Consider the following 23,400-nt stretch of genomic DNA (forward strand, 5'->3'; position numbering starts at 1 on the left):
GTTACACCGTCACAACCGGCACTCTTGGTGCCAGCGCGCACATCAATTCGTACCCCACCGTGCCCGCCGCGGCAGCCACGTCATCAATTTTGATTTCGTTGCCCCACAGTTCGACAGGGGAACCAATGCCCGCCTGCGGGCATGGCGTCAGGTCAACGGCCAGCATATCCATAGATACGGTGCCCACCGTTCCGGTGCGAACCCCATCGACCCACACCGGCGTGCCGGTCGGCGCGATGCGCGGGTAGCCGTCGGCATAACCGCCCGCCACGATGCCAATCCGCTGCTCGCCCTTTGCCCGGTAGCGGCTGCCGTAGCCCACCGTGTCCCCGGCCTTCAGCGTCTGCACGCCAATGATTTCACTGCGCAGGGTCATGACCGGCTTGAGGCCGCTGTTGGCGATATCCTGCCACTGGCCTGAGGGAGACGCACCGTACAGAACGATCCCCGGACGCACCCAGTCATAGTGCGCCTCGGGATGCCACAGCGTGGCCGCCGAGTTCGACAGCGAGCGCGGGCAGTCCAGCCCTTCTGCCGCCTGCTCAATGCGGACCATGGCATCGGCAATACCGTCGGTTTTTTCCGCGTCGGCAAAATGCGCCATCAGCGTCATTTCGCCCACGTTCTTCATGGCGCGCAGCTGCTGCCAGACCGTATGCACCCGCTCAGGCTGAAAGCCCAGGCGGTTCATGCCGCTGTTCACCTTGAGATAGATATCCAGCGGAGCATGGAGCTTCGCATCCTGGATCGCCTTAATCTGCCAGTTGCTGTGAACGCTGGTGGTCAGCCGGTACTTATCCAGCAGCGGCAGATCGTCCGCATGGAAGAAGCCTTCCAGCAGTAGAATCGGCCCTTTCCAGCCGCGCTCGCGCAGCAGAATAGCCTCTTCCAGATTCAGTAGCGCAAAGCCGTCGGTCGCGCTCAGAGCGCTCCAGATACGATCGATACCGTGGCCGTAGGCATTCGCTTTCACCACCGACCAGACGCGCGCGCCGGGGGCCGCCCGACGAACAATTTGCAGATTATCCTTCAGGGCCTGCAGGTTGAGCTGGGCCAGAACAGGACGGGACATGACAACTCCTTAGCTATGCGCGCCGTGCAGGTGCTGTGGACGCGAAGGCGTAAACCCCGATTGATAGCGCGCGGCGCTTAAATCGTCAAACGGAATTGCCGGCGTGCGCCCGGAAATCAGGTCGCTCAGCAGCTGGCCCGATCCGCAGGCCATCGTCCAGCCGAGCGTGCCGTGTCCGGTATTGGTCCACAGATTTTTATACGGCGTACGGCCCACGATCGGCGTACCGTCCGGGGTCATCGGACGCAGGCCGGTCCAGAACGTCGCCTGCTCAACAAAACCTCCGCGCGGGAAGAGATCGCCTACGACCATCTCCAGCGTTTCACGACGCGGCTGCAGCAGTTCGGTGTTGAAGCCGACAATCTCCGCCATGCCGCCTACGCGAATGCGGTTGTCGAAGCGGGTAATGGCGATTTTGTAGGTTTCGTCCAGAATGGTCGACACCGGCGCACCGCTCTCTTCTTTCACCGGAATGGTCAGCGAGTAGCCCTTCAGCGGATAAACCGGAATGTCGAGAATGCCTTTCAGCATGGCGGTGGAGTACGAACCAAACGCCATCACGTAGGCATCGGCTTTGATCACCTCGTCGCCGCACTTCACGCCGTAAATTTTTTCGCCTTCCGACAGCAGCTTGTCGACAGAGGTGTTGAAGCGGAACTTCACCCCCGCCTGCTCGCACATCTGCGCCAGACGTTGCGTAAAGAGCTGGCAGTCGCCGGTTTCGTCATTCGGCAGGCGCAGGCCGCCGGTCAGCTTATGCGCCACTTCCGCCAGCGCCGGTTCAACCCGGCCAAGCTGGCTGGCTTCCAGCAGCTGGTACGGTACGCCGGCATCTTCCAGCACGGCGATATCGCGGGTGGCATTTTCGTACTGTTGCTCGGTACGGAACAGCTGCAGCGTCCCGCCCTGACGGCCTTCATATTCAATCCCCGTCGACGCGCGCAGCGCTTTCAGACAGTCGCGGCTGTATTCCGCCAGGCGCACCATGCGCCCTTTGTTCTCCATATAGTGCCGGGTGTCGCAGTTGCGCAGCATCTGCCACATCCACTTCAGCTGGAACTGCGTGCCGTCAAGGCTGATGGCCAGCGGCGCGTGGCGCTGGAACATCCATTTAATCGCTTTCAGCGGAACGCCCGGCGCAGCCCACGGTGCCGCATACCCCGGAGAGATTTGCCCGGCGTTTGCCGCGCTGGTTTCAAGCGCCGGACCGGATTCACGATCGATAACGGTTACGTCATGTCCCGCCTGACTTAAATACCAGGCGCTGGTTACCCCAACGACACCACTTCCCAGTATGACAACACGCATAGCCACTCCATTATGTGCAAAAGAACAATCTTCTAATTACAGATTGATAACCTAGTTGAAAATATTATTCAACATACGACTTTTTTATGGTGACTTACCTCACACATCCCCCAGCATCAGGGGATAGTGCTAATTTGGGATCTCCTGCTGCGCGTTATTTTTAACCAGCATAATATGCTGAGGCATACCGTTTTTTTGCCGTATCAAAAACGCGAAATCGCAAAGAAAAAATTTCTGCCCCAGCACGCTTTTTAACACGTTGATCTATGCTTGAAAGGAGGCTCTCCAGACAGAGAGAGCACCCACAACGAGGGCGCGCTAATGGCTACTATTGATTCCCTGAACAAGGACAACACACGTCTGAGCGATGGACCCGACTGGACCTTCGAGCTGCTGGATGTTTACCTCGCCGAAATCGACCGGGTCGCAAAGCTGTATCGTCTGGATACCTATCCCCATCAGATTGAAGTCATTACGTCCGAACAGATGATGGACGCCTACTCCAGCGTCGGGATGCCGATTAACTATCCGCACTGGTCGTTTGGTAAAAAATTTATTGAAACGGAACGGCTGTATAAGCACGGCCAGCAGGGGCTGGCGTATGAGATTGTGATTAACTCCAATCCGTGTATTGCCTATTTAATGGAAGAGAACACCATTACCATGCAGGCGCTGGTGATGGCGCATGCCTGCTACGGGCATAACTCCTTTTTCAAGAATAACTACCTGTTCCGCAGCTGGACGGATGCCAGCTCCATCGTCGATTACCTGATCTTCGCCCGTAAATACATTACCGACTGCGAAGAGCGCTACGGCGTGGACGAAGTGGAAAAACTGCTCGACTCCTGCCACGCGCTGATGAACTACGGCGTGGATCGCTACAAACGCCCGCAGAAAATCTCCCTGCAGGAGGAGAAAGCCCGGCAGAAAAGCCGCGAAGAGTACCTGCAAAGCCAGGTGAACATGCTGTGGCGCACCCTGCCGAAGCGTGAGGAGGAAAAAACGATCGCCGAGGCGCGTCGCTATCCGTCCGAGCCGCAGGAAAACCTGCTCTATTTTATGGAGAAGAACGCCCCGCTGCTGGAGCCGTGGCAGCGTGAGATCCTGCGCATCGTGCGCAAGGTGAGCCAGTATTTTTACCCGCAAAAGCAGACGCAGGTGATGAACGAAGGCTGGGCGACCTTCTGGCACTACACCATTCTCAACCATCTGTACGACGAGGGAAAAGTGACCGAGCGGTTCATGATGGAATTCCTCCACAGCCATACCAACGTGGTGTTCCAGCCGCCCTACAACAGCCCGTGGTACAGCGGGATTAACCCGTATGCGCTTGGCTTCGCCATGTTCCAGGACATTAAGCGCATCTGCCAGTCGCCGACGGAAGAAGACAAGTACTGGTTCCCGGATATCGCCGGTTCTGACTGGCTGGAGACGCTGCATTTTGCGATGCGCGACTTTAAGGACGAGAGCTTCATCAGCCAGTTTATGTCGCCGAAGATCATGCGTGATTTCCGCTTCTTCACCGTGCTGGACGACGACCGCAACAACTATCTGGAGATCTCCGCAATCCATAACGAAGAGGGGTACCGTGAGATCCGCTCTCGCCTCTCTTCCCAGTACAACCTAAGCAACCTTGAGCCCAATATTCAGGTGTGGAACGTCGATTTGCGCGGCGACCGCTCCCTGACGCTGCGCTATATCCCGCACAACCGCGCGCCGCTGGATAAAGGACGTAAAGAGGTGCTGAAGCACGTGCATCGCCTGTGGGGGTTTGACGTGCAGCTGGAGCAGCAGAATGAAGACGGGAGCGTCGAGCTGCTGGACCGCTGCCCGGCGCGGTTGAATACGCTGTAGAGTCTGCTGTGCCGGGCAAGGCGTAGCCGCCACCCGACGAAAAAAAACCTCTCGTATGAGAGGTTTTTTCTTTTAGCGGGTCTGAATCGCTAAATCACCCGGCAGCGTTTTCTGCATACGGTGCCAGATTTCACCGGAATCGTGACCGTAGCGGCGCACCGTCTCATAAACCTGATCGTGCAGGCCTTCGGTACAGAGCTTGCTCAGCTTATGGTAGAAGCCCAGCGCCAGGCTACGCGCTTCCGGATTGGCAAAGTAGTGGCGGCCAATGCGGGTGTAAAGCCCTTTCATACCGTTGAGGATCAGGCCGTACACCGGATTGCCGGAGGCAAACGCCAGGCCGCGAAACACGTTGTAATCGAGGGTGGCAAATGCATCGGCATGATCTTCCACCTCGTTCGCTGTGGCCAGCACCGCAAGGGCGTCTTCCGGATGCTGACGGAAAGCGGTACGAATAAAGATCGTCGCGATGTTGGTGCGAACGGAGAGCAGATTATCAATGAGCTGCGGCACGCTTTCATGGTCAAGACGCGCCAGCGTTTCGAGAATATTCAGCCCGGACGTTTCCCAGAAGTTGTTCACTTTCGTAGGCTTACCGTGCTGGATCGTCAACCAGCCATCGCGCGCCAGCCGCTGAAGCACTTCACGCAGCGTGGTGCGAGTGACGCCAATCAGTTCAGAGAGTTCGCGTTCAGCCGGAAGAATGGACCCCGCAGGGAAACGATTATTCCAGATGCTTTCAATGATGTACTCTTCCGCGAAACCCGCCGGGCTCTGCGCCTTAATGACCATAGTGAGATTTCCATTACACAGCTTTAGCAAATTGGACTCATCATACCAGAGGCATGCAGTGGCAGGTAGCGCGGCAAAGAGAGAAAAGAGGGATCGCCGTTTCATTTTTGTGAAATTTACAATGCCGCCTTATCCGCCTCCGGGCCGCGATTTTTGCGTATACTGATGTTTTGTCTTACTTGACGGGAAGGACGTCTGTTGTGGAAATTTCTTTTGGGCGCGCGCTATGGCGCAATTTTTTAGGTCAGTCTCCTGACTGGTATAAGCTGATACTGCTGGTTTTCCTGGTCATTAATCCCATCGTTTTTATTGTGAATCCCTTTATCGCCGGCTGGCTGCTGGTGGCGGAGTTTATCTTCACCCTGGCCATGGCGCTAAAATGTTATCCCCTGCTGCCGGGCGGATTGCTGGCGTTTGAAGCCGTCGTCATCGGTATGACCAGCGCCGGGCATGTCAAAGCAGAGCTGGCGTCAAATCTCGAAGTGCTTTTGCTGCTTATGTTTATGGTGGCGGGCATCTACTTTATGAAACAGCTGCTGCTGTTCATCTTCACGCGCCTGCTGCTCAGCATTCCGTCAAAAATGTTCCTCTCGCTGGCGTTTTGCCTTGCCGCCGCCTTCCTGTCGGCCTTCCTGGATGCGCTGACGGTCGTTGCGGTAGTGATCAGCGTCGCGGTTGGGTTTTACGGTATTTATCACCGCGTGGCTTCCTCTCGCCCTAATGAGGACCTGCAGGATGACAGCCACGTCGAGGCGCATAATCGTGACGTGCTGGAACAATTCCGCGCGTTTCTGCGCAGCCTGATGATGCATGCCGGCGTGGGTACCGCCCTGGGCGGCGTGATGACCATGGTGGGCGAGCCGCAAAACCTGATCATTGCCAAAGCGGCGGGCTGGCACTTCGGTGAGTTCTTCCTGAGAATGGCGCCGGTGAGCGTACCGGTGCTGATCTGCGGGCTGGCGACCTGTCTGCTGGTGGAGAAGTTTCGCCTCTTCGGCTACGGGGCGCAGCTCCCGGAGCCGGTACGTCAGGAACTGCATAAATTCGATCTGCAGAGCCGAAGCCAGCGGACGCGCCAGGAGACGCTACGACTGATTGCTCAGGGGATCATCGGCGTCTGGCTTATCGCGGCGCTGGCGTTCCATCTTGCAGAAGTGGGGCTGATTGGGCTGTCAGTCATCATTCTCGCCACCACCTTTACCGGCGTGACGGACGAACATGCCATCGGCAAGGCGTTTACCGAAGCCCTGCCGTTTACCGCCCTGCTGGCGGTGTTCTTTGCCGTCGTGGCGGTGATTATCGACCAGCACCTGTTCGCGCCGATTATTGCCTTTGTATTACAGGCATCACCGGATGCTCAGCTCTCGCTGTTTTACCTGTTTAACGGCCTGCTCTCGTCGATCTCAGATAACGTCTTTGTCGGGACGGTCTACATCAACGAGGCCAAAGCGGCCATGGAGCAAGGCGTTATCAGCGCCGGACAGTTTGAGCTGCTGGCCGTGGCGATCAATACCGGCACCAACCTGCCGTCGGTAGCGACGCCAAATGGCCAGGCCGCCTTCCTGTTCCTGCTGACCTCCGCCCTCGCGCCGCTCATACGTCTTTCTTATGGCAGGATGGTGTGGATGGCGCTGCCCTATACGCTGGTGCTCACGATCGTCGGATTGCTTTGCGTCAAAATTACCCTCATTCCCTGTACGCAATGGCTGGTACAAGCGGGTATACTTGCGGCGCAGTAAACTATGCATCTCGGGCAGTTCGCTGCCCGTTTGCCTTTTCGCACGATAAACATCCAATTACGTTTTATTTCGCCAGGTACAGGTGGCGCGAAAAACGAATTCGTTTACACTGCGCTTTCTAAGCATGTTCCAGGGAAATGATTATGTTGAGATTTTTAAACCAGTGCTCCCGCGGTCGCGGAGCGTGGTTGTTAATGGCCCTGACCGCCTTTGCGCTGGAAATGGTCGCGCTGTGGTTCCAGCACGTAATGGGTCTTAAACCTTGCGTGCTGTGTATTTACGAACGCTGCGCGCTGTTCGGCATTATGGGGGCAGGCCTGGTGGGTGCAATTGCCCCTAAATCGCCGCTTCGCTATGCCGCTATTGCCATCTGGATTTACAGCGCCTGGAAAGGAATTGAACTCTCCTGGCAGCACACCATGATGCAATTGCATCCTTCACCGTTTATGACCTGCGATTTTGCCGCCCGCTTCCCGAGCTGGCTGCCGCTGGACAAATGGCTGCCGCAGGTGTTTGTCGCATCCGGTGACTGCTCCGTTCGTCAGTGGGAATTCCTGACGCTGGAGATGCCGCAGTGGCTGGTGGGTATTTTTGCCGCCTACTTCGTCGTGGCGCTGCTGGTGCTGATTGCCCAGCCTTTCAAACCGAAGAAACGCGATTTGTTCGGAAGGTAAACGCAAAACGGCAACCAAGGTTGCCGTTTTTAGCGTTTGCGCCCTCTTCCGTTGGAGAGGGTTGGCATGAGGGCATCAGGCCGCACAAGCACAATAAAAAACCCGCCCTGGCGGGTTTTTTAATCTCAACGGGTCGGGTGGTTCATGATGTGATCTTCCCAGTCACGCACCTCGGACTCTTTCACCGCAATGTGGCGCACAGAGATACGCTCGCCGTGCATCGCCGCTTTTGACCCGGTCAGCAGAGGGTGCCAGTTCGGTAAATCTTTGCCTTCCGCCAGCAGGCGATACGCGCAGGTATGCGGCAGCCATTCAAACGTCGGCAGATTATCCCGGGTTAACTTGATGCAGTCAGGCTCAAATTCAAACCGACGCTCATAGTTGCGGCACTGGCAGGTTTTAATGTTTAACTGCTTGCAAGCAACGTTGGTGAAGTAGATTTCATCCGTATCTTCATCCATCAGCTTGTGCAGGCAGCACTGCCCGCAGCCGTCGCACAATGATTCCCATTCCGCGTCAGTCATGTCGTCGAGAGTTTTGCTTTGCCAGAAAGGGATGTCGTTCATCAGGATGTCCACACGTCAAAAGAAAGCGCACCTTATAACGAGTCTGGCACGTTGTTGCAAGTTTTGCCGCCCTCTTCAGGCGGCAAGATGGGGTTACAGCACGCGGGTTTTCAGCGACAGGCCGTTAAAACCGACCTCTAACTCGTCACCGCTGAGTAGCGGGCCAACGCCTTCTGGGGTTCCGGTCAGGATCACATCACCCGGTTTCAGGGTAAAGAAGCGGCTCATGTAGGCGATCAGGGGCACAATCTTGTGGATCATGTCTGCGGTGGTGCCCTGCTGGCGGATCTCGCCGTTAACCTTCAGGCTAAGCGGCGTGTCCTGCGGATCGCCGGTAAATTCGCTTACCGGCACAAACGCCGAGATCGGGCAGGAATTATCAAACCCTTTGGCCTTTTCCCACGGCTGCCCGGCTTTCTTCATTTTGCTCTGAACGTCACGCAGGGTCAGATCCAGCGCCACGCCGTATCCGGCAATCGCTTTCTGAACATGTTCTTCTGAGGCCTGGCGCAGCGTCGCGCCGATCAGCACGGCAAGTTCCACTTCGTGATGCACTGAACCCAGCCCCTGCGGCAGCGCCAGCGGCTGGCGGATATCGCAAAGCGCCGTTTCAGGCTTAATAAACAGGACCGGCTCTTCTGGCGTCGCGCTGCCCATCTCCTGAATATGTTTTGCATAGTTGCTGCCTACGCAAACCACTTTGCTGACGGGATAATCCAGTAATGCACCTTGCCAGTTATGATGTTGATACATGGTCGACCCCTAAACGGTTGATGTGTTGTGCCCAAAAGCAGTTGAGACTATTTTTTGCCGTTCGCCTCAAGATGCTGTTTTAATAAATTCTCGGGTGGCGGTGGAAGCTGTAAATAATAGCCCTGCTCGGCTAAGGCCGTTTTCACTTTATCCAGATCGGCATTAATCAGTTTCTTACGACCATCAAGCGGCAGCAGCATCGCCAGCTGTGGTCGGCCAAAGTTCTTCATTAATTCTTCAGGCACGCGTGAAAAATCGTCTTTCTTTTCGACATAAAGATAGGTCTGGTCACGGCTTGTACTTCTGTAGATCACACAAAACATGTTTTTACTCTGAATTAATGGGTGGTTGCTTGCCTCAATATACTCCTGACTATAACATGCCTGATACTCTTCGGAATATCGCAGCGAGTGGTTGCGGTTAATAGCAAATTGAGTAAGGCCAGGATGTCAAACACGCCCATCGAGCTTAAAGGCAGTAGCTTCACCTTATCAGTGGTACATTTGCATGATGCAAAACCCGAGGTTATTCGTCAGGCGTTAGAAGACAAAATCGCCCAGGCTCCCGCCTTTCTAAAGCACGCCCCTGTTGTTATCAACGTCAGCGGTCTTGAGGCTCCGGTTAACTGGAAGCTTCTCCAGCAGGCCGTCTCCTCGACCGGACTGCGTATCGTGGGCATCAGCGGCTGCAAAGATACTGAGCTGAAAGCGGAAATTGAGCGTGCGGGGCTGCCCCTTCTGAATGAGGGCAAAGAAAAAGCCTCGCGTGCGGCACCCGTTGCCGTGCAAACGCCCCCTCCTGCGGTTCAAAACGTTACTACCGTCACAAAAACGCGAATGATTGATGTGCCGGTTCGTTCCGGTCAGCGCATTTATGCACCAAACTGTGATCTGATTGTTACAAGCCACGTCAGCGCTGGCGCTGAGCTGATTGCAGATGGCAATATTCACGTATACGGTATGATGCGTGGACGTGCGCTCGCCGGTGCAAGTGGCGATCGAGATGCGCAAATATTTTGTACTCACCTGACGGCGGAACTGGTGTCCATCGCAGGTGAATATTGGCTGAGCGACAAGATCCCAGCCGAATTTTATGGCAAAGCGGCTCGCCTGCTTCTGGCAGACGACGCGTTGACCGTTCAACCGTTGAATTGATCCCTTTTTAACAAGGAATTTCTATGGCACGCATTATTGTTGTTACTTCGGGTAAAGGAGGCGTTGGCAAGACCACCTCCAGCGCGGCCATCGCTACTGGTTTGGCCCAGAAGGGAAAGAAAACCATCGTTATCGATTTCGATATCGGTCTGCGTAACCTCGACCTCATCATGGGATGTGAGCGTCGCGTCGTGTATGACTTCGTGAACGTCATTCAGGGCGATGCCACGCTGAACCAGGCGATGATCAAAGACAAGCGCACCGAGAACCTCTACATTCTCCCGGCTTCTCAGACGCGTGACAAAGACGCCCTGACCCGTGAGGGCGTGGAAAAGGTGCTCGACGATCTGAAAAAAATGGATTTCGACTTCATTGTCTGCGACTCCCCTGCGGGCATCGAAACCGGTGCCCTGATGGCGCTCTACTTCGCTGATGAAGCGATCATCACCACCAACCCTGAAGTTTCATCCGTGCGTGACTCAGACCGCATTCTGGGGATCCTCGCCTCTAAATCCCGTCGTGCGGAAAATGGCGAAGACCCGATTAAAGAACACCTGCTGCTCACTCGCTACAACCCGGGCCGCGTGAACAAAGGTGACATGCTGAGCATGGAAGACGTGCTGGAGATCCTGCGCATTAAGCTGGTGGGCGTTATCCCGGAAGATCAGTCCGTGTTACGCGCCTCTAACCAGGGCGAGCCAGTGATCCTTGATACATTGGCAGATGCAGGTAAAGCTTACGCCGATACCGTTGACCGTCTGCTGGGAGAAGAACGTCCTTTCCGCTTCATTGAAGAAGAGAAGAAAGGTTTCCTCAAACGCCTGTTCGGAGGATAAGTTATGGCATTACTGGACTTTTTTCTCTCGCGGAAAAAGAACACCGCCAACATCGCAAAAGAACGTCTGCAAATTATCGTTGCGGAGCGTCGTCGTAGCGACGCCGAGCCTCACTACCTGCCGCAGCTGCGCAAGGACATCCTGGAAGTGATCTGTAAGTACGTGCAGATTGACCCGGAGATGGTCACGGTGCAGCTGGAACAAAAAGACGGGGATATTTCGATTCTGGAGCTGAACGTTACGCTCCCGGAAGCGGAAGAGTCGCGTCCGTAGGTTTGTGTTTTCATCGCCCCGGTAAGCGCAGCGCCAACGGGGAAATATGCCGGGTATATCGCCCGGCATATTTTTTTATCGCGGATAACCGTCCAGCAGCGTATTCAGACGATCGGCCATCAATTCCCCGCGCCAGCCCGCCATCATCTCCGGCACGCCATTCTGCGGCTTCAGCTTCCAGTGCCAGTTCAGCAACTGGTTAATCTGACGACGTGAGGCGAGCAGTTCCGCGCCCAGCTTGCTTTCGGTTGCAACTGCCTGCACCAGCGCTTTGATATCCTTAAAAGCCTTGCGATAGCCCGGCATGTCCATCAGGTTCAGCAGCGGTTCCGGCAGCGCGTCTTCCGGCAGCTCCTGCGCTTTTGCGACCAGTGCCAGCAGGGTTTTACCGTGGAAGCGGATCTCGCTGCCCGAAAGGCCAATGCTGTCCAGCTCGCCCAGGCTGCCCGGCATATAGCGCGCCACCGCCCAGAGATGCTCTTCTCGGACGACGAAGTTAACGGCCAGATCGCGCTCGCGCGCTTTACGCAAGCGCCAGTCTGCCAGCAGCTGCAGGCATGCCAGCTGACGCGTGCGCAGCTGCCAGGCGTTGGTGATATCGCGCCAGGCCTCTTTCGGATCAACCACTTCCTGGCGACGCTGCTGGGTCATACGGCACTCGTCCAGCGCAGCAGCGAGCCAGCCGGAGGCTTCTGCCTCTTTCATCAGCTGTCCGGCAATCGGCAGCAGGTAAAACACGTCTGCCGCCGCATACTCCAGCTGACGCTCGGTAAGCGGACGCGCCAGCCAGTCTGTACGGGATTCGCTTTTATCCAGCGTCAGGCCCGTATACTCCTCCACCATGGCAGCAAAGCCCCATGAGAGCGGACGATTGCTGAATGCCGCGAGGATCTGCGTGTCAATCAGCGGCTGGGGCATGATGCCAAAGGTGTTCAGAAAGACTTCCAGATCTTCACTGCCTGCGTGCAGGTATTTCGTCACGGCGGTATCAAGCAGCAGGTCACGCATCGGCGTCCAGTCGGTAATGCCGAGAGGGTCAATCAGCGAGACGTGTTTACCGTCGTACATCTGAATCAAACCCAGCTGCGGATAATAGGTCCGGGTACGGACAAACTCGGTATCCAGGGCAATGGCAGGAAAGTCGCGCGTTACTTCGCACAGCGAAGCCAGCTCGTCGTTGGTCGTGATCATCTGGTAATTCAAAACGGGTTCTCTTTTGTTTGCGCCCATAAAAAACGCCGGCTTAACCGGCGTCTGGGCGATTAGCGTGAAGCTCAGGCCTTATTGTCTACTTTGCCACGGGCTTCGTCACGTAATTCTCGTCGTAATATCTTTCCGACGTTGGATTTCGGCAGCTCATCGCGGAATTCCACCAGCTTCGGCACTTTATAGCCCGTCAGCTGACGACGGCAGAACGTTACCAGCGCCTCCTCCGTCAGGGAAGGATCTTTCTTGACCACAAATATCTTCACCGCTTCACCGCTGCTGCCGGAAGGGACGCCGACCGCCGCCACTTCGAGCACGCCGCTGTGCTGCATAACCACGTCTTCGATCTCATTCGGATAGACGTTGAAGCCGGAGACCAGAATCATATCTTTCTTGCGATCGACGATGCGAAGGAAGCCTTCTTCATCCATTACCGCAATATCACCGGTGTGCAGCCAGCCGTCTTTGATGATTTCGTCGGTCGCGTCGGGACGCTGCCAGTAGCCCAGCATCACCTGCGGACCTCTGACGCACAGCTCACCCGGCTCACCCGGCGCGACTTCGTTATCGTTATCATCGACGAGTTTCGCCTCCGTGGAAGGAACCGGCAGGCCAATGCTTCCACTGTGATAGTCGATATCGTGTGGGTTGACGCTGACCAGCGGCGCGCATTCCGTCAGCCCATAGCCCTCCAGCAGATACTGGCCGGTGAGCTTCACCCAGCGCTCGGCCACCGCCTGCTGAACCGGCATGCCGCCGCCCGCAGAGAGATGCAGCGTGGAGAAATCCAGCTGCTGGAACTCTTTGTTGTTAAGCAGCGCGTTAAACAGGGTATTAACCCCGGTCATGGCGGTGAAGGGATACTTCGCCAGCTCTTTCACCAGGCCCGGGATATCGCGCGGGTTGGTGATGAGGATGTTCTGACCACCCAGTTCAATAAACAGCAGGCAGTTCATGGTCAGCGCAAAGATGTGATACAGCGGAAGCGCGGTGATCACCACCTCTTTGCCCGGATGCAGCAGCGGCCCGTAGGTGGCGTTCACCTGTTCAAGGTTTGCCAGCATATTGCGGTGGGTAAGCATGGCCCCTTTGGCGACGCCGGTAGTCCCGCCGGTGTATTGCAGAAACGCAAGATCTTCCGCGACCACTTCGGGTTTCACATACTGCATACGGTAGCCCGCATGCAGCGCGCGGCGGAAGGAGATGGCGTCCGGCAGATGATATTTTGGCACCAGACGCTTGACGTATTTGACGACAAAGTTAACCAGCGTGCCTTTGGCGGTAGAGAGTTGATCCCCCATGCGCGTCAGGATGACGTGTTTAACCTGGGTTTTGTCGACCACTTTTTCCAGCGTATGGGCGAAGTTGGACACAATGACAATCGCGGCCGCGCCGCTGTCGTTCAGCTGATGCTCCAGCTCGCGCGGGGTGTACAGCGGGTTAACGTTGACGACAATCATCCCGGCTCGCAGGATACCGAACAACGCCACCGGGTATTGCAGCAGGTTTGGCATCATCAGCGCGACGCGGTCCCCTTTTTGCAGCCCTAGCCCTTCCTGCAGATACGCCGCAAACGCGCGGCTACGCTCCTCAAGCTTACGGAACGTCATCACCTCGCCCATATTCACGAATGCGGGCTGGTCCGCGTAGCGCCTTACCGAGTGCTCAAATAATTCCACCAGGGATTGATAACGGTCAGGATTGATCTCAGCAGGAACATCTGCGGGATAACGGTTAAGCCAAACCTTCTTCAATGCATCACCTCTGAAATGATTGTTCGTCGTCATCACAACCCCGATAATAAACAGTTTGTTAACATTATATTAACTCAGCGTACCAGTTTATTAATTGTTCAGATTTAAGGTTGCGAAGCGCGTCACTCTTTTTTTTCGTTTTATCCATAAAAAAACAGAGACAGCGGCTGAGCCGCTGTCTCTTTTCTAACAATAACAGTAAGTTACTCAGTAACGATCGTCTGAACCTGTGCTGGTCCCGGGTTATACCAGCCCCAGCCCGGGTAGCCGTAACGATAAGGATGTGGACCCCACATCCACGGATCCATCGGCTGAGGCGGCATGACTACCTGCTGTGCCAGCCGCCAGCGTTTATACCCGTTGACCTGCATGGTCATAAATTTATACGGCGTGCTGCCGATTTTGCCCTGTACGGCGCCGGTAATCGGCCCGACAACGGTCACCAGCTGTCCGCGAAAATCGACCGGATCGAGGAACCCGCTGACGTCCGCATAGATACGTCCGCGAGAGGCCTCACCCAGTACCGGCCGCGCGCCGCTGTCCAGCGGAACGGTGGCGATCTCGAGACGGGTTTTCCCCTGCTGGTTTTGTACGTCGATGACCTTACCGCCAAAGCGCGCTTCCTGACCGACGTACAGCTCAGGGGCATTCATCACCCGAACCAGATCCTGCTGTGGCGTCGGGCTGCTGCCCTTAATCGCATCAGGAACGGAAACGCATCCGCTCAGTGCTATGGCTACTGCGCCTGCCATAATAAGGCGTACTACTTTAGTCTGAACCGCCATGATGCGACTCCTTTTTCTCAGTTCCTGATACTGAGATTCACTCGCGGCCCGGAAGTTTCTTCCACGCGACGGTGTTTCGCAAATAAACCGGCTCCGCCTGTTCAACGGCCACGGTTTTTCCTGCTGCGAGCAGCTGGCAGGCAATCGGAAGCATATCTTCCGCAGCCGGCAGCAGCATGTTGCCGTCCACCAGCGTCACCCCGGTGTCGTTCGCCATGTCAGGCCACGCCGGCCAGCCGGTGCCGACGGTTGCCCACTTACCGGAGAGCTGTTGCAGCCGCTCAGTGACCGCTTCCGGCTTGAGCACGGCTTCCGTCTCTTCACCGTGCCACACGCCCTGCTCGTCGCGGGTGTATTCGGCCCAGTAAACTTCCCCCATGCGGGCATCAATCGCGGCCAGAACGCGCGTTGCCCCGGTCATGCGCCATGCGCCCTGCGCCATGGTGGCGAGGGTTGAGACGCCGATCATCGGCAGTTCGGCGCCCAGCGCCAGCCCCTGCGCAATGCCAATCCCGATGCGTACGCCCGTAAAGCTGCCGGGGCCACGGCCAAAGGCCAGCGCGTCGAGGTCGGTTAAGGAGGTGTTGCCCTGGGTTAAAATGGCTTTTACCAGGGGCAGAATGCGTTGGGTGTGTTCCCGGGGGCACTCTTCGAAATGGGCAGAAACAGCACCGTCGTTCAACAGAGCGACAGAGCAAGCCTCTGTCGCGGTATCAATAGCCAGAATTCGCATCAGTCGTCGCGCTCTCGCAAGGGTCAGTCACAAAATGGCGCGCATCTTAGCACACTCCGGGGTAAATTACTCCGCCGTTGGATTTGCCAGGAAACGCACCGCGCGTTTTATGTCCCGCGTCCGCGGCGCGGGCGGCAGGCTTGCAAGGAAGGTCGCCCCGTAAGGGCGCATCACCAGCCGGTTATCGCAAATGACCAGCACCCCGCGATCGGTAACGTCGCGGATCAATCGCCCTACCCCCTGCTTGAGGGTAATCACCGCGTCCGGGAGCTGTACCTCATCGAAAGGATCGCCCCCGCGCAGACGGCAGTCTTCCATGCGCGCCTTCAGCAGCGGATCGTCCGGGGAGGTAAACGGCAGCTTATCAATGATCACCAGCGAGAGCGTATCGCCGCGCACGTCCACCCCTTCCCAGAAGCTGCTGGTAGCCACCAGCAGGGCATTCCCGGCGCTGACAAACTGCTGTAACAGCTGGCCTTTACTGGTTTCACCCTGCAGCAGCACCGGCAGCGTCATGGTGGCGCGGAACTGCTCGGCGAGGTCACGCATCATGGCGTGAGAGGTGCAGAGCATAAAGCAACGGCCGTTGTTGGCCTCGATCATCGGTTTTAACATCGCGGCCAGGTGGCGCGCCGCACCCGGCTGGTTCGGCAGCGGCAGATTACGAGGCACGCAGAGCAGCGCCTGTTTTTCGTAATCGAACGGGCTCGGCAGGAGCAGAGATTCCGCCTCCTCAATGCCAAGACGTTCCGTGAAGTGATGCAGATCGTCATTCACCGACAGGGTTGCCGAGGTGAAGATCCAGCTTCCCGGTTTTTGCGCCATCACCTCTTTAAATTTATCCGCCACCGTCAGCGGCGTGAGCGCCAGCGTGAAGTGCCGGGAGGTGCACTCATACCAGTAGCTGAACCCCGGCTGGTTAATCTCTTTCAGCCGTTTGAGCCGCCCGCGATACAGCGTGGCGCGTTCGAAGGCCGCGTCCAGCAGCGCGGAACGGCCAAGCGACAGCTTTGCCACGTCATAGCAGAGCTCCAGCGCGTCATCGAGCAGCAGCAGCGCGCGCTGGATGTTTTTGTCCGCCAGCAGCTCGCGCAGGTTACCGCGATAGCCCGGCTCGCCGAGCTGCAAGCGGAAATCCTGCACGCTCTGCGCCAGACGGTCGGCGCACTTCTGCAGCTGCTGGGTATCTTTGAGTTCGGTCCGGTAGGCAATGGTGAAATCTTTCGCCAGATCCTGAAGCTGGCGGCTGGAAAGCGACTGGCCGAAATACTGGCTGGCGATGTCCGGAAGCTGGTGGGCTTCATCGAAGATCATCACGTCCGCCTCCGGGATCAGCTCGCCAAAACCGCTGTCCTTAACCACCATATCCGCGAGGAACAGATGGTGGTTCACCACCACCACATCCGCGTCCATCGCCGTTTTGCGCGCTTTTACCACAAAGCAGTCTTTATACAGCGGGCAGTCGCTACCGAGGCAGTTGTCGTTGGTGCTGGTCACCAGCGGCCAGGCAGGCGAGTCTTCCGGCACGCTCGCGCAGGTGCTGATATCACCCTCTTCGGTCTGGTTCGCCCAGGCGCGAAGGATAATAACGTCGCTGAGGGTTTGCACCGGCAGGTCGCCGCCCGCCAGCGCCTGCTGCTCAAGACGTTCCAGGCAGAGATAGTTGGAGCGCCCCTTCAGCAGGGCCAGACGCCCCTTGTATTTCAGCGCTTTCGCCACCGTGGGCAAATCGCGGCTGTAGAGCTGATCCTGCAGCGCCTTCGATCCGGTGGAAATAATCACCTTCTTCTTCGCGCGCAGCGCCGGTGCAAGGTAAGCATACGTTTTACCCGTGCCGGTTCCGGCTTCGACCACCAGCGGCTGAGCCTTATCGATGGCGCGTGCAACGGCGTGCGCCATCTCGCGCTGAGGCTCACGGGGCTTGAAGCCGGGAATAGCCTGCGCTAATTGACCTTCAGGGGAAAAATCGTCTGCCACGGTGCTCTCTCACTGTATTTTTGCACAGGGGATTATGTCAGCCCATCCTCTCCTGTGCCACCCCAAATAGTGACGACACGAGAACAATATGGCAGTCTTGCCGCCTGACGACGAAAAATAACGAGGAAACGTTTATGACAATTGTGCGCATTGATGCCGAAGCCCGCTGGTCTGATGTGGTGATCCATAACCAGACGCTCTATTACACCGGCGTACCGGCTAACCTGGACGCGGATGCGTTCGAGCAGACGGCTAACACTCTGGCGCAGATTGACGCGGTGCTGGAAAAACAGGGCAGCGACAAATCCCGCATTCTGGATGCGACGATTTTCCTGGCAAACAAAGACGACTTCGCGGCGATGAACAAAGCCTGGGATGCATGGGTAGTGGCGGGTCACGCGCCTGTACGCTGTACCGTACAGGCCACGCTGATGAAACCGGAGTATAAGGTAGAGATCAAGATTATCGCGGCGGTTTAAGCCCGATTACTCTTCATCTTCATCTTCATCCTCGAAACGCGCCACGATCCGCTCGCCGGAATGACTGGCGCGAATCTCCTCTGCGACAACGGTAATCGCCTGTCCGCTGCTCATCCCCTGGGACATCAGTTCCTGAATTCGCTCAACCGCTTTCTGCTGCTGTTCATGGCTCAGAGAAGGTAAACCTGCAAACATCGTCAACTCCTGCTAAATTATTCGCGCTAATTATTTCACGCTGCCCGGTAGTATGCCACACATGAACATGCGCTTCCCCACTGTTATGACCTTGCCCTGGCGTGCAGACGCCGCTGAATTCTGGTTTGCCCGCCTGAGCCATCTGCCGTTTGCGATGCTGCTGCACTCCGGTCATGCGGACCACCCCTACAGCCGCTTCGACATTCTGGTGGCCGATCCGCTGAAGACGCTGACAACCGATGATCTGTCACTGACGGACGATCCGCTGCTGCAGCTGCAGCAGGCCATTAACGCGCTGGGCTTATCTGCCGCGCCGAACCCGGATCTCCCTTTTCAGGGGGGCGCGCTGGGCCTGTTTGGGTACGATCTGGGTCGCCGTTTCGAAACGCTGCCGGAGCATGCGCAGGCTGATATTTCCCTGCCAGACATGGCCGTGGGGCTGTATGACTGGGCGTTAATTGTCGATCACCTGAAAAAAACGGTTTCCCTGCTGAGCCATCATGACGTACAGGCGCGTCGGGCCTGGCTCAAGGCGCAACAGCCTGCACCGGCACAGACGTTTACGTTGACCTCAGGCTGGCGCTCAAATATGAGCGCAGCGGAGTATGCCGAAAAATTCGCCCGCGTTCAGGCGTATCTGCAAAGCGGTGACTGCTACCAGGTTAACCTCGCCCAGCGTTTCCAGGCAACGTATCAGGGAGACGAGTGGCAGGCATTTACCCGCCTTAACGCCAGCAATAAGGCACCGTTCAGCGCGTTTGTCCGTCTGGAACAGGGGGCCATACTCAGCCTGTCACCCGAGCGCTTTATTCATCTTGCCGAGGGCACGATTCAAACCCGGCCGATTAAAGGCACTCTGCCGCGTCTTGCGGATCCCGACGCCGATCGCCAGCAGGCGGAAAAGCTTGCCGCCTCGCCGAAAGACCGCGCCGAGAACCTGATGATTGTCGACCTGATGCGTAACGATATTGGCCGCGTCGCTGAACCGGGCAGCGTGCGCGTGCCGGAGCTGTTTGTCGTTGAACCGTTCCCGGCGGTGCATCATCTGGTCAGTACCATTACCGCGCGTCTACCCGCCTCTCGCACCGCCTGCGATCTGCTCCGCGCCGCGTTCCCGGGCGGCTCCATCACCGGCGCGCCGAAGGTGCGAGCGATGGAGATCATTGATGAGCTGGAGCCGCACCGCCGCAACGCCTGGTGCGGCAGCATCGGCTATATCAGCCTGTGCGGCACCATGGATACCAGCATTACCATTCGCACGCTGACGGCCTGCGACGGAAACCTTTACTGTTCAGCCGGGGGCGGCATTGTTGCCGACAGCCAGGTAGATGCGGAATATCAGGAAACCTTTGATAAAGTTAACCGTATCCTGAAACAACTGGAGTAATCACGGGTGGAAAAAGAGAACCTGACGCTGGAAGACTTTTTATCTCGTTTTCAGCTATTACGACCGCAGGTTAACCGCGAGGCGCTCAATCAGAGACAGGCGGCCGTGCTGATCCCGGTCGTGCGTCGCGCGCAGCCGGGCCTGCTGCTCACCCAGCGCTCCCCCCATTTACGTAAGCACGCGGGTCAGGTCGCCTTTCCGGGTGGGGCAGTTGACAGCTCCGACGCCTCGCTGATTGCCGCCGCGCTGCGGGAAGCGCAGGAAGAAGTTGCCATTCCACCGGAGGCGGTTGAGGTCATCGGCGTGCTGCCGCCCGTCGACAGCGTTACCGGTTTTCAGGTCACGCCAGTGGTGGGCATTATCCCGCCGGGCCTGCAGTATCACGCCAGCGTCGATGAAGTCTCTGCGGTGTTTGAAATGCCGCTTGATGAAGCCCTTCGACTGAGTCGTTACCACCCGCTGGATATTCAGCGTCGTGGGCATGACCATCGGGTCTGGTTATCCTGGTATCAGCATTATTTTGTCTGGGGCATGACGGCGGGCATCATTCGTGAACTGGCGCTGCAAATCGGCCTGAAACCTTGACTATACTTTACATTCCATCCTTTTTCGCAGGTTTGCGATCCGCGTCGCGCTATTAGCAAAACCCATCGTTAACCATTAGTTTAATTCATGTGAATAGTTAAGCCGAGGTCGGTGTTCCCTCTTACACTATGCGCAGTTATAACATCGTTACTGGAACCCCGGTAACCCTGTCAGGAGTGTGAAAGTGATTAGTATATTCGACATGTTCAAAGTGGGAATTGGCCCTTCGTCTTCCCATACTGTTGGCCCAATGAAGGCCGGTAAACAGTTCGTCGATGATCTGGTCGAAAAAGGATTACTGGAAAGCGTTACCCGTGTCGCCGTGGATGTTTACGGCTCGCTGTCATTAACGGGTAAAGGCCACCACACCGATATCGCCATTATTATGGGTCTGGCAGGCAATATGCCGGATACCGTTGATATTGATGCCATCCCGGCATTCATCCGCGACGTGGAAGCACGCGGCCGCCTGCTGCTGGCAAACGGCCAGCAGGAAGTCGATTTCCCGCAGGATGACGGCATGCGTTTCCGTAGCGACAACCTGCCGCTGCATGAAAACGGCATGACCATTCACGCCTGGAGCGGTGAAAAAGAGATCTACAGCAAAACGTACTACTCCATCGGCGGTGGCTTCATCGTGGATGAAGAGCATTTTGGCAAAGATAGCGTCGGCGACGTCAGCGTACCGTACCCGTTCAAATCGGCTACCGAGATGCTGGGCTACTGCAAAGAGACCGGTCTTTCACTGTCCGGCATGGTGATGCAGAACGAACTTGCCCTGCACAGCAAAAAAGAGATTGAAGACTATTTTGCGAACGTCTGGCAAACCATGCGCGCCTGTATCGACCGCGGGATGAACACCGAAGGCGTTCTGCCGGGTCCACTGCGCGTACCGCGTCGTGCCTCTGCCCTGCGCCGTATGCTGGTGACTACCGATAAATTCTCCAACGACCCGATGAACGTGGTCGACTGGGTAAACATGTTTGCCCTGGCGGTTAACGAAGAGAACGCCGCCGGTGGACGCGTCGTGACGGCGCCAACTAACGGCGCCTGCGGTATCGTTCCGGCAGTGCTGGCGTATTACGATCACTTTATTGAGCCCGTGACGCCGGACATCTACATCCGCTATTTCCTGGCGGCAGGTGCCATCGGTGCGCTGTACAAAATGAACGCCTCCATCTCCGGTGCGGAAGTGGGCTGTCAGGGTGAAGTGGGCGTTGCCTGCTCCATGGCGGCGGCCGGTCTGGCAGAGCTGCTGGGCGCAAGCCCTGAGCAGGTCTGCGTGGCGGCGGAAATTGGTATGGAACATAACCTCGGTCTGACCTGTGATCCGGTCGCGGGCCAGGTGCAGGTGCCGTGCATCGAGCGTAATGCGATTGCCTCCGTGAAAGCGATCAACGCCTCACGTATGGCGATGCGCCGCACCAGCGAACCTCGCGTATCGCTGGATAAGGTGATTGAAACCATGTACGAAACCGGCAAAGACATGAACGCGAAATACCGCGAGACGTCCCGCGGTGGCCTGGCCATTAAGGTGCAGTGCGACTAATACTGCCTTTCGCCCATCTGCAACGGATGGGCGAATTTCCCTTTTCTTTCTCGTCTCCTTCAGCTTTCCCCACTACACTTTTACTGTTGCGTCCGGCTTTTGTGGCTGGTGGCTTATCAGGCGGCCGTTCATGCAAACTGCACAAACGATCATTAAAAACTATCGCCGAAAACGCGTTATCGTCTGTGTCACGGTTGCGTTCCTCACGCTCATCCTGACGTTAGGCATTCGCTTTATTTCACAGCGCAATGTTAACCAACAGCGGATCCTCGATTTTACCAGCCACACCGTTCGCGCCCTTGATAACGTCCTGCTTTCTTTAGAGAACCGCCGCAGCGTGCTGCAGCCCCTGGTGGGGCAGCCCTGTCCGCAGGCGCACCTGGCGCTGCGAAAGCAGGCCGCCATTTTGCAGACGGTACGCTCCATCGCCCTGATTAACGAGGGTATCCTGTACTGCTCGAGTATTTTCGGGAGCCGCAACGTGCCCGTTCGCGACTTCCTGAAGGAATTACCCGCCAACACGGCAAAGCTGATTTTATCGAGCGATCAGTGGCTGCTTAAGGGTAGCCCGATATTGATCCAGTGGTATCCCGTCTCTCAGGACGGTGAAGCAGGCATTATCGAGATCATCAATATCGATCTGATCGCCAAAATGATCCTCGAGCCCCAGCGCCCGCTCATCAATGACGTGGCGCTGACCGTAGGCGATCGCTTTCTGCGCTATGGACAACGCGTCAGCGACAGCCTGACGTTTGATGAGGAAGGCTCGCTTTTCCGGCAGTCATCAACCCGAAATCCTTTTACCATTACGGTCAGCGGGCCAGGCCCTGGAGAATTAGCCTTAAAAAGCCTGCCAGCCCAGCTGCCTCTCGGGCTGATGCTCAGCCTGCTGCTTGGCTATCTCGCGTGGCTGGCAACGGCAAACCGGATGAGCTTTACGCGGGAGATCGATATGGGCATTGCGGCGCGGGAATTCGAGCTTTTCTGCCAGCCGCTGGTGAATGCCCGTACCCAGGCGTGCACCGGCGTAGAGATCCTGCTGCGCTGGAATAACCCCCGTCAGGGTTGGATCACCCCGGAGGTGTTTATCCCTCTGGCAGAAGAACATAACCAGATTGTCCCCCTGACCCGCTATGTCATCGCCGAAACGGTGCGCCAGATAGGCTACTTCCCTTCCAGCACCGGTTTTCACATCGGTATTAACGTCGCCGCCAGCCATTTCCGTCGCGCGGCATTGATACAGGACCTGAACCGCCTCTGGTTCAGCGCCGGTCCGCGCCAGCAGCTGGTGATTGAACTCACGGAACGGGATGCGCTGCTGGATGCGGATTATCGCATCGTGCGCGAACTGCATCGCAAAGGGGTGAAGCTCGCCATCGACGATTTTGGTACCGGGAACAGCTCCCTCTCCTGGCTTGAAAAGCTGCACCCGGACGTGCTGAAAATCGACCAGTCGTTTACCACCGCCATCGGTACCGACGCCGTGAACTCGACGGTGACGGATATGATTATTGCGCTGGGACAGCGGCTGAATATTGAACTGGTGGCTGAAGGGGTCGAGACGGAGGAGCAGGCGCGCTATTTGCGCCGCCATGGAGTACCTGTTCTGCAGGGGTTTTTCTATGCGCGGCCCATGCCGCTACGGGATTTTCCGAAGTGGCTGGCGGGAAGCGCGTCCCCGCCAGCGCATCATAACGGGCACATCGTGCCCTTAATGCCGCTGCGCTAA

At 56.9% G+C, this 23,400-nt stretch carries 23 protein-coding genes; 11 read left to right on the forward strand and 12 right to left on the reverse strand.

Annotation, left to right across the window (positions count from 1 at the left end; genetic code table 11):
- Position 1: 1 nt before the first annotated feature.
- Both dadX and F0320_RS12800 read right to left on the reverse strand, forming a co-directional pair.
- Positions 2-1,072, reverse strand: a complete 1,071-nt coding sequence (dadX, locus tag F0320_RS12795; RefSeq protein ID WP_126330097.1) for a catabolic alanine racemase DadX — start codon at positions 1,070-1,072, stop codon at positions 2-4.
- Between the two features lie 9 nt (positions 1,073-1,081).
- Complete coding sequence (locus F0320_RS12800) at positions 1,082-2,380, reverse strand: D-amino acid dehydrogenase (RefSeq protein WP_126330099.1); 1,299 nt, start codon at positions 2,378-2,380, stop codon at positions 1,082-1,084.
- Between the two features lie 321 nt (positions 2,381-2,701).
- On the opposite strand from F0320_RS12800, the gene F0320_RS12805 reads away from it, so the two are divergent.
- Positions 2,702-4,234: a SpoVR family protein gene (locus F0320_RS12805; protein ID WP_100170101.1), complete on the forward strand. Its 1,533-nt coding sequence runs from the start codon at positions 2,702-2,704 to the stop codon at positions 4,232-4,234.
- 72 nt (positions 4,235-4,306) lie between these two features.
- Here F0320_RS12805 and fadR read toward each other — a convergent pair whose 3' ends face one another.
- Positions 4,307-5,026 carry a fatty acid metabolism transcriptional regulator FadR gene (gene fadR / locus F0320_RS12810; RefSeq protein WP_023312180.1) on the reverse strand — a complete coding sequence of 240 codons (720 nt, stop codon included), beginning with the start codon at positions 5,024-5,026 and terminating at the stop codon, positions 4,307-4,309.
- A 200-nt stretch (positions 5,027-5,226) separates the two neighbouring features.
- Here fadR and nhaB point away from each other — a divergent pair, with 200 nt between their 5' ends.
- Positions 5,227-6,765 carry a Na(+)/H(+) antiporter NhaB gene (gene nhaB / locus F0320_RS12815; protein WP_126330101.1) on the forward strand — a complete coding sequence of 513 codons (1,539 nt, stop codon included), beginning with the start codon at positions 5,227-5,229 and terminating at the stop codon, positions 6,763-6,765.
- 143 nt (positions 6,766-6,908) lie between these two features.
- Positions 6,909-7,439: a disulfide bond formation protein DsbB gene (gene dsbB / locus F0320_RS12820; RefSeq protein WP_047652291.1), complete on the forward strand. Its 531-nt coding sequence runs from the start codon at positions 6,909-6,911 to the stop codon at positions 7,437-7,439.
- Positions 7,440-7,564: 125 nt separating this feature from the next.
- Here the strand turns inward: dsbB and F0320_RS12825 are convergent, their stop codons facing one another.
- The 3 genes from F0320_RS12825 to F0320_RS12835 form a co-directional block, all read right to left on the reverse strand.
- The gene (locus tag F0320_RS12825) at positions 7,565-8,005 is read right to left on the reverse strand and encodes a YcgN family cysteine cluster protein (RefSeq protein ID WP_047652292.1); all 441 of its coding nucleotides are present in this window, start codon (positions 8,003-8,005) and stop codon (positions 7,565-7,567) included.
- Between the two features lie 93 nt (positions 8,006-8,098).
- Positions 8,099-8,758: a fumarylacetoacetate hydrolase family protein gene (locus F0320_RS12830; RefSeq protein WP_126330103.1), complete on the reverse strand. Its 660-nt coding sequence runs from the start codon at positions 8,756-8,758 to the stop codon at positions 8,099-8,101.
- A gap of 47 nt (positions 8,759-8,805) precedes the next feature.
- Positions 8,806-9,081: a YcgL domain-containing protein gene (locus F0320_RS12835; protein ID WP_029742143.1), complete on the reverse strand. Its 276-nt coding sequence runs from the start codon at positions 9,079-9,081 to the stop codon at positions 8,806-8,808.
- 123 nt (positions 9,082-9,204) lie between these two features.
- On the opposite strand from F0320_RS12835, the gene minC reads away from it, so the two are divergent.
- From minC to minE, 3 genes are read left to right on the forward strand one after another with little or no spacing between them, the layout of a single operon-like run.
- A complete protein-coding gene (gene minC, locus F0320_RS12840) occupies positions 9,205-9,912 on the forward strand; it encodes a septum site-determining protein MinC (RefSeq protein ID WP_023312186.1) in 708 nt (235 codons plus the stop codon).
- A gap of 23 nt (positions 9,913-9,935) precedes the next feature.
- Complete coding sequence (gene minD / locus F0320_RS12845) at positions 9,936-10,748, forward strand: septum site-determining protein MinD (protein WP_029742160.1); 813 nt, start codon at positions 9,936-9,938, stop codon at positions 10,746-10,748.
- Between the two features lie 3 nt (positions 10,749-10,751).
- On the forward strand, positions 10,752-11,021 hold the full coding sequence (gene minE, locus F0320_RS12850) for a cell division topological specificity factor MinE (protein ID WP_008500504.1): 270 nt from the start codon (positions 10,752-10,754) through the stop codon (positions 11,019-11,021).
- Positions 11,022-11,096: 75 nt separating this feature from the next.
- Here minE and rnd read toward each other — a convergent pair whose 3' ends face one another.
- The 5 genes from rnd to F0320_RS12875 all read right to left on the reverse strand — a co-directional run bounded on the left by rnd (position 11,097) and on the right by F0320_RS12875 (position 17,476).
- On the reverse strand, positions 11,097-12,224 hold the full coding sequence (rnd, locus tag F0320_RS12855; protein WP_126330105.1) for a ribonuclease D: 1,128 nt from the start codon (positions 12,222-12,224) through the stop codon (positions 11,097-11,099).
- Between the two features lie 71 nt (positions 12,225-12,295).
- Complete coding sequence (gene fadD, locus F0320_RS12860) at positions 12,296-13,981, reverse strand: long-chain-fatty-acid--CoA ligase FadD (RefSeq protein WP_075204798.1); 1,686 nt, start codon at positions 13,979-13,981, stop codon at positions 12,296-12,298.
- A gap of 203 nt (positions 13,982-14,184) precedes the next feature.
- The gene (locus tag F0320_RS12865) at positions 14,185-14,766 is read right to left on the reverse strand and encodes a Slp family lipoprotein (protein ID WP_047173205.1); all 582 of its coding nucleotides are present in this window, start codon (positions 14,764-14,766) and stop codon (positions 14,185-14,187) included.
- Between the two features lie 37 nt (positions 14,767-14,803).
- Entirely contained in the window at positions 14,804-15,499 is a 696-nt protein-coding gene (gene tsaB / locus F0320_RS12870; protein ID WP_047652294.1) for a tRNA (adenosine(37)-N6)-threonylcarbamoyltransferase complex dimerization subunit type 1 TsaB, read from the reverse strand.
- A gap of 66 nt (positions 15,500-15,565) precedes the next feature.
- Positions 15,566-17,476 carry an ATP-dependent DNA helicase gene (locus tag F0320_RS12875; protein ID WP_126330107.1) on the reverse strand — a complete coding sequence of 637 codons (1,911 nt, stop codon included), beginning with the start codon at positions 17,474-17,476 and terminating at the stop codon, positions 15,566-15,568.
- Positions 17,477-17,610: 134 nt separating this feature from the next.
- On the opposite strand from F0320_RS12875, the gene F0320_RS12880 reads away from it, so the two are divergent.
- Positions 17,611-17,955: a RidA family protein gene (locus tag F0320_RS12880; RefSeq protein WP_008500498.1), complete on the forward strand. Its 345-nt coding sequence runs from the start codon at positions 17,611-17,613 to the stop codon at positions 17,953-17,955.
- Positions 17,956-17,961: 6 nt separating this feature from the next.
- Here the strand turns inward: F0320_RS12880 and F0320_RS12885 are convergent, their stop codons facing one another.
- On the reverse strand, positions 17,962-18,150 hold the full coding sequence (locus tag F0320_RS12885) for a YoaH family protein (protein WP_126330109.1): 189 nt from the start codon (positions 18,148-18,150) through the stop codon (positions 17,962-17,964).
- A gap of 61 nt (positions 18,151-18,211) precedes the next feature.
- Between F0320_RS12885 and pabB the strand changes: the two genes are divergently transcribed.
- The 4 genes from pabB to F0320_RS12905 all read left to right on the forward strand — a co-directional run bounded on the left by pabB (position 18,212) and on the right by F0320_RS12905 (position 23,400).
- Positions 18,212-19,537, forward strand: a complete 1,326-nt coding sequence (gene pabB / locus F0320_RS12890; protein WP_126330299.1) for an aminodeoxychorismate synthase component 1 — start codon at positions 18,212-18,214, stop codon at positions 19,535-19,537.
- A 6-nt stretch (positions 19,538-19,543) separates the two neighbouring features.
- A complete protein-coding gene (locus F0320_RS12895; RefSeq protein ID WP_126330111.1) occupies positions 19,544-20,122 on the forward strand; it encodes a CoA pyrophosphatase in 579 nt (192 codons plus the stop codon).
- Between the two features lie 184 nt (positions 20,123-20,306).
- Entirely contained in the window at positions 20,307-21,671 is a 1,365-nt protein-coding gene (gene sdaA, locus F0320_RS12900) for an L-serine ammonia-lyase (RefSeq protein WP_126330113.1), read from the forward strand.
- Positions 21,672-21,801: 130 nt separating this feature from the next.
- Positions 21,802-23,400 (forward strand): EAL domain-containing protein, encoded by a 1,599-nt coding sequence (locus F0320_RS12905; protein WP_126330115.1) that lies wholly within the window; start codon positions 21,802-21,804, stop codon positions 23,398-23,400.

The organism is Enterobacter dykesii (genome assembly GCF_008364625.2).
Lineage (GTDB): Bacteria > Pseudomonadota > Gammaproteobacteria > Enterobacterales > Enterobacteriaceae > Enterobacter > Enterobacter dykesii.

Bases quoted from the DNA above. Each gene is read 5' to 3' on its own strand.
- F0320_RS12865 (WP_047173205.1), bottom strand. From the start codon at position 14,766: ATGGCGGTTCAGACTAAAGTAGTACGCCTTATTATGGCAGGCGCAGTA.
- F0320_RS12835 (WP_029742143.1), bottom strand. From the start codon at position 9,081: ATGTTTTGTGTGATCTACAGAAGTACAAGCCGTGACCAGACCTATCTT.
- dsbB (WP_047652291.1), top strand. From the start codon at position 6,909: ATGTTGAGATTTTTAAACCAGTGCTCCCGCGGTCGCGGAGCGTGGTTG.
- minC (WP_023312186.1), top strand. From the start codon at position 9,205: ATGTCAAACACGCCCATCGAGCTTAAAGGCAGTAGCTTCACCTTATCA.
- F0320_RS12905 (WP_126330115.1), top strand. From the start codon at position 21,802: ATGCAAACTGCACAAACGATCATTAAAAACTATCGCCGAAAACGCGTT.
- pabB (WP_126330299.1), top strand. From the start codon at position 18,212: ATGAACATGCGCTTCCCCACTGTTATGACCTTGCCCTGGCGTGCAGAC.
- F0320_RS12880 (WP_008500498.1), top strand. From the start codon at position 17,611: ATGACAATTGTGCGCATTGATGCCGAAGCCCGCTGGTCTGATGTGGTG.
- dadX (WP_126330097.1), bottom strand. From the start codon at position 1,072: ATGTCCCGTCCTGTTCTGGCCCAGCTCAACCTGCAGGCCCTGAAGGAT.
- F0320_RS12885 (WP_126330109.1), bottom strand. From the start codon at position 18,150: ATGTTTGCAGGTTTACCTTCTCTGAGCCATGAACAGCAGCAGAAAGCG.
- F0320_RS12830 (WP_126330103.1), bottom strand. From the start codon at position 8,758: ATGTATCAACATCATAACTGGCAAGGTGCATTACTGGATTATCCCGTC.
- minD (WP_029742160.1), top strand. From the start codon at position 9,936: ATGGCACGCATTATTGTTGTTACTTCGGGTAAAGGAGGCGTTGGCAAG.
- minE (WP_008500504.1), top strand. From the start codon at position 10,752: ATGGCATTACTGGACTTTTTTCTCTCGCGGAAAAAGAACACCGCCAAC.
- F0320_RS12825 (WP_047652292.1), bottom strand. From the start codon at position 8,005: ATGAACGACATCCCTTTCTGGCAAAGCAAAACTCTCGACGACATGACT.
- F0320_RS12805 (WP_100170101.1), top strand. From the start codon at position 2,702: ATGGCTACTATTGATTCCCTGAACAAGGACAACACACGTCTGAGCGAT.
- F0320_RS12800 (WP_126330099.1), bottom strand. From the start codon at position 2,380: ATGCGTGTTGTCATACTGGGAAGTGGTGTCGTTGGGGTAACCAGCGCC.
- tsaB (WP_047652294.1), bottom strand. From the start codon at position 15,499: ATGCGAATTCTGGCTATTGATACCGCGACAGAGGCTTGCTCTGTCGCT.
- fadR (WP_023312180.1), bottom strand. From the start codon at position 5,026: ATGGTCATTAAGGCGCAGAGCCCGGCGGGTTTCGCGGAAGAGTACATC.